Source organism: Flavobacterium sp., assembly GCF_040382755.1.
Classification (GTDB): domain Bacteria; phylum Bacteroidota; class Bacteroidia; order Flavobacteriales; family Flavobacteriaceae; genus Flavobacterium.
Genome location: NZ_JBEIET010000138.1, coordinates 1 through 4539, shown reverse-complemented (window position 1 = coordinate 4539; position 4539 = coordinate 1). Strand labels below are relative to the sequence as shown.

4 protein-coding genes are annotated in these 4539 nt (G+C 29.6%); 1 reads left to right on the top strand and 3 read right to left on the bottom strand.

Going from position 1 to position 4539, the window contains the following annotated elements:
• Positions 1–576: 576 nt before the first annotated feature.
• The 3 genes from ABWO04_RS09970 to ABWO04_RS09960 form a co-directional block, all read right to left on the bottom strand.
• Positions 577–1965, bottom strand: a complete 1389-nt coding sequence (locus ABWO04_RS09970; protein ID WP_353079565.1) for a UDP-glucose 6-dehydrogenase — start codon at positions 1963–1965, stop codon at positions 577–579.
• 49 nt (positions 1966–2014) lie between these two features.
• Positions 2015–2635, bottom strand: coding sequence for a recombination mediator RecR (recR, locus tag ABWO04_RS09965; RefSeq protein ID WP_353079564.1), 621 nt, complete (start codon positions 2633–2635; stop codon positions 2015–2017).
• Positions 2636–2707: 72 nt separating this feature from the next.
• Positions 2708–3199 (bottom strand): hypothetical protein, encoded by a 492-nt coding sequence (locus tag ABWO04_RS09960; RefSeq protein ID WP_353079563.1) that lies wholly within the window; start codon positions 3197–3199, stop codon positions 2708–2710.
• Positions 3200–3274: 75 nt separating this feature from the next.
• On the opposite strand from ABWO04_RS09960, the gene ABWO04_RS09955 reads away from it, so the two are divergent.
• A partial coding sequence (locus ABWO04_RS09955) for a sodium:solute symporter (protein ID WP_353079562.1) occupies positions 3275–4539 on the top strand: 1265 nt, incomplete at its 3' end.

Sequence of the window (4539 nt, the reverse complement as noted above, 5' to 3'; positions counted from 1 at the left end):
GTTACAGATTCCTCTTTAAATGCTTTAAAACCAGAACTAATAATGGCAATAAATGCAATGGTAACTCCAAAATAAAAAATGTCTTTTCTCATGTAAATTTATTTCTCAAAAGGGTAAAAAAATTCATTTTTTACATTGTGTTTGATTGACATAAATCATACCACTCCAATTGAATTAACTTTGCAAAGATACAACATTTTTAATTATTTTTCTGAAAATCAACGAATTAACATTTCGTTAAGATGTAATAAACCGTCAAATTGTGGTTTAACCATCATGATTAATAGGGTTTTAGACAAAACAAAAAAATCATAATAAAAACCATAAAAAAAGAGAAAATAAGCTGATTTTAGATTTTTTTGAAGAAATTTTAAGAATAAAAAATGACAAAAACTGCAAAAATATAGAAAAGACTAATAAAAAAAGAAAACGCCAATCCCAACAAGCGTAAAAATAATAACTTGCAATAATTAACAAACTGTTTTACCAAGATTTGTTTTTATTAAAAACAAACCAATATAAAACAAAAATTATTGGTAAAAATACAGCAAAGTAAAGGAATTAAATAAACATAATTTACGAACCAATAGCTTGATAAATAAATCCTATTTTTTCTAATGCTGCTTTGTTCAATACATTTCTTCCATCAAAAACAAAGGCAGGTTTTAGCATATTTTCATATATTTTTTGCCAATCGTAGGTTTTAAATTCATCCCATTCTGTTAAGATAGCAATAGCGTGAGCTTTATTACAAGCATCATAACCATTATTTTTAACTGATATGTGCTTTTTATTTTCTTCCGCTGAACGAGATTCTAAATAATTTAAATCCGAAAGAATTTGATTTTCTTCAACTTTTGGATCAAAAACAGCAATATTTGCACGTTCACTAATTAAATCATTTGCTACATAAATAGCAGCAGATTCACGAGTGTCGTTTGTGTCTTTTTTGAAAGCCCAACCTAAAAAAGCGATTTTTTTACCTGAAACGGTATTGTATAACGTATTAATAATATTTTTAGAAAAACGACGTTTTTGATGGTCATTCATAATGATTACTTGTTCCCAATAATCGGCAACTTCATTTAATCCGTATGATTTAGCGATATATACTAAGTTTAAAATATCTTTCTGAAAACAAGAACCACCAAAACCTACTGATGATTTTAAAAATTTTGAACCAATTCTACTGTCTAAACCAATGGCTTTTGCTACTTCATTTACATCGGCACCTGTTTTCTCACACAATTCACTCATTGCATTTATAGAAGAAACACGTTGCGCTAAAAAAGCATTTGCTGTTAATTTTGACAATTCAGATGACCAAACATTTGTTGTTAAAATAAGATCTTTGTTTACCCAATTTGCATACACCTCAACCAGTTTACGAATAGCATCTTGACCTTCAACTGTAGTATCCCCACCAATTAACACTCTATCTGGAGCAAACAAATCTTCAATTGCTGTGCCTTCTGCTAAAAATTCAGGATTCGATAAAATTTGAAAATTTACACCGTTTCCTGTATTGTCTAAAATATCTTTTATTGCCTGAGCCGTTCGTACCGGTAAAGTTGATTTTTCAACAACTATTTTATCTGTTTTAGCTACGCGAGCAATTTGTCTTGCGCATAATTCGATATATTTTAAATCTGCCGCCATACCTTTTCCTACACCATACGTTTTCGTGGGTGTATTTACAGAAATAAAAATTAAATCCGCTTCATCAATGGCTTGATCTACTTCGGTTGAAAAGAATAAATTTCTTCCTCTTGCTTCTTTAACTACAGCATCTAATCCTGGCTCATAAATGGGTAATAAACTCACATCTTCATTATTCCAAGCGTTAATTCTGTCTTGATTTAAATCAACTACAGTTACCTTAATATGTGGACATTTTTGAGCAATAACCGCCATAGTTGGACCTCCAACATAACCTGCTCCAATACAACAAATATTTTTAATCATCTTATTAACGTTCTTTATCTTTTATATAATATATATAATGTTTGAAAATCTAAATTGACTTTATTGAACTCTCAAAAGGAATTCTTTGTAATAAACTTCTTCCTAATGTAACTTCATCTGCATATTCTAATTCGTCACCTACAGAAATACCTCGAGCAATTGTAGACACATTTACAGAAAATGGTTTAATTTGCTTAAAGATATAAAAATTTGTAGTATCACCTTCCATAGTGGAGCTCAACGCAAAAATTATTTCCGTAACTTTTTGATGCTTTACTTTTTCTACTAAGGAATTAATGTTTAATTGGCTTGGAGAAATACCTTCAATAGGAGATATTTTACCACCTAAAACGTGATAAATTCCTTTATACATTCTTGTATTTTCAATAGCCATAACATCTCTAACATCTTCTACAACACAAATTATTGAATGGTCTCTTGAAGGATTATTGCAAATTTCACATACTTCAAAATCAGAAATATTGTGACAATTTTGACAATAAATAATTTCATTTCGCATTTTAGTTAATGCATCAGTTAATAAAAGTGTTCGTTCTGCTGGTTGTTTTAGCAAGTGCAACACCAAACGCATCGCTGTTCTTTTACCTATACCAGGCAACATAGCGACTTCATTAACGGCATTTTCTAATAATTTTGATGAGAATTCCATTCTGCAAATATATTAAAAAGAAAAAACCTATTTACATAAATATAAATAGGTTTTTAACGATTTTATTTTGTGCTAATTTAAAATTTGTGCAGAAATAATAGCTTTTTTTGCTTCTTTTTCAAATATAGACTTATGTTTGGGCTGAAACATAGACGTTACCACAATACAATGGTCTGCATCCGTTTCTTTCAATATAACTTCTAAGAAAAACTCTTTCGTTTTTTCCACTATAATATTTCCTGAATAGAAAAAATACTTTTGCCCTGCATTTTCAAACTCCCCATTTTGTAAATTCTTTACGCCATCTGCTGCATCTTTTTTCATTTCCTCCATCAAATCAGTATATTTTTTTGGAACAATCATACCAACCAAGGCGGCCTTAGGATCTTCAGAAAAATAAGCATTACCTTCGCTTTTTGCATATAAGGATTTATTAAAATCCATAAAAATAACAACCGCAGGTGCCAGTTTCTCTTTGCTTTCTACTTTTTGAGCGAATGCAGTACAGGAAACCATAAAAAAAGTTAAAAAGCTTACGAACTTTCTTGTAAATAAATTTTTCATCTTAATTAATTTTTTCAAATTTAAACAAATATGCTACGAATATACATTATTCTGTTATTTTTGTAAAAAAAACTTATGCAACCAATTACAATTTTACTATTTTTTGTTTCTTATTTTATCGTTTTGTTCGGAATTTCCTATTTTATGAACAAAAAATCCGGCAGTAGTAACGATACTTTTTTTAAAGCAAACAGTAAATCGCCTTGGTATTTGGTGGCTTTTGGGATGATTGGAACCGCACTTTCTGGTGTTACTTTTATTTCAGTTCCTGGTGCCGTAGATGCCAATCAGTTTGCTTACTTTCAATTTATTTTAGGTAATGCAATTGGTTTTATTATTGTAGCTACCGTATTATTACCATTATATTACAAACTTAATTTAACTTCAATTTATACGTATATTGAACAACGATTGGGTTATTTTAGTTACAAAACCGCTTCTTTTATATTTTTATTAAGTAGAACAATTGGTTCTGCCTTTAGATTGTATTTAGTTGTTTTAGTGTTACAAAATTTTGTTTTTAACACCTATGGCATCCCTTTTTGGGCAACCGTTTTGATAAGTCTGGGACTTATTTTTGCATACACATATAAAGGTGGATTGAAGACAATTATTATTACAGATACTTTACAAACTGTATTTTTAGTAAGTTCTGTGTTTTTTACTATATATTTTGTTTGTGATAGTTTAGATTTTGGATTTAGTGAAGCCATTGCAAAAATCAATGATTCGAAATATTCTAAAATTTTCTTTTTTGAAGATTTTATAGGTTCAGGGCAACATTTTATAAAACAAATTTTAGGTGGAATTTTCGTAACCATCGCTATGGTGGGATTAGATCAAGATTTAATGCAGAAAAATTTAAGCTGCAAGAACATCAAAGAAGCGCAAAAAAATATGTTTACGTTTACAGGAATTTTTATAATCATTAATTTATTTTTCTTGAGTGTGGGAGCACTATTGTACTTATTCGCAACAAAAAACAACATCCCAGTACCTGTGTTAGATGGTGCAGTAAGAACAGATTTATTATTTCCTGAAATAGCATTCAATCATTTTGCTTTAGTACCAGCAGTTGTGTTTTTATTAGGATTAACCGCTGCCACTTTTGCGACAACAGATTCCGCTTTAACTGCATTAACTACTTCATTTTGTATTGATTTTTTAGGAATGGAGAAAAAAGAAGAAACAAAAAACACAGTAAAAACAAGACATCTTGTGCATATTGGATTTTCATTGGCAATATTTTTGGTGATTTTAATTTTTAATTCATTAACCAATCAATCAGTTGTAAAACTAATATTCAAAGTTGCGTCGTACACATACGGACCGCTTTTAGG

Excerpts from the sequence above, each read along its gene's own strand:
- ABWO04_RS09970 (WP_353079565.1), bottom strand. The coding sequence starts at position 1,965 with ATGATTAAAAATATTTGTTGTATTGGAGCAGGTTATGTTGGAGGTCCA.
- recR (WP_353079564.1), bottom strand. The coding sequence starts at position 2,635 with ATGGAATTCTCATCAAAATTATTAGAAAATGCCGTTAATGAAGTCGCT.
- ABWO04_RS09960 (WP_353079563.1), bottom strand. The coding sequence starts at position 3,199 with ATGAAAAATTTATTTACAAGAAAGTTCGTAAGCTTTTTAACTTTTTTT.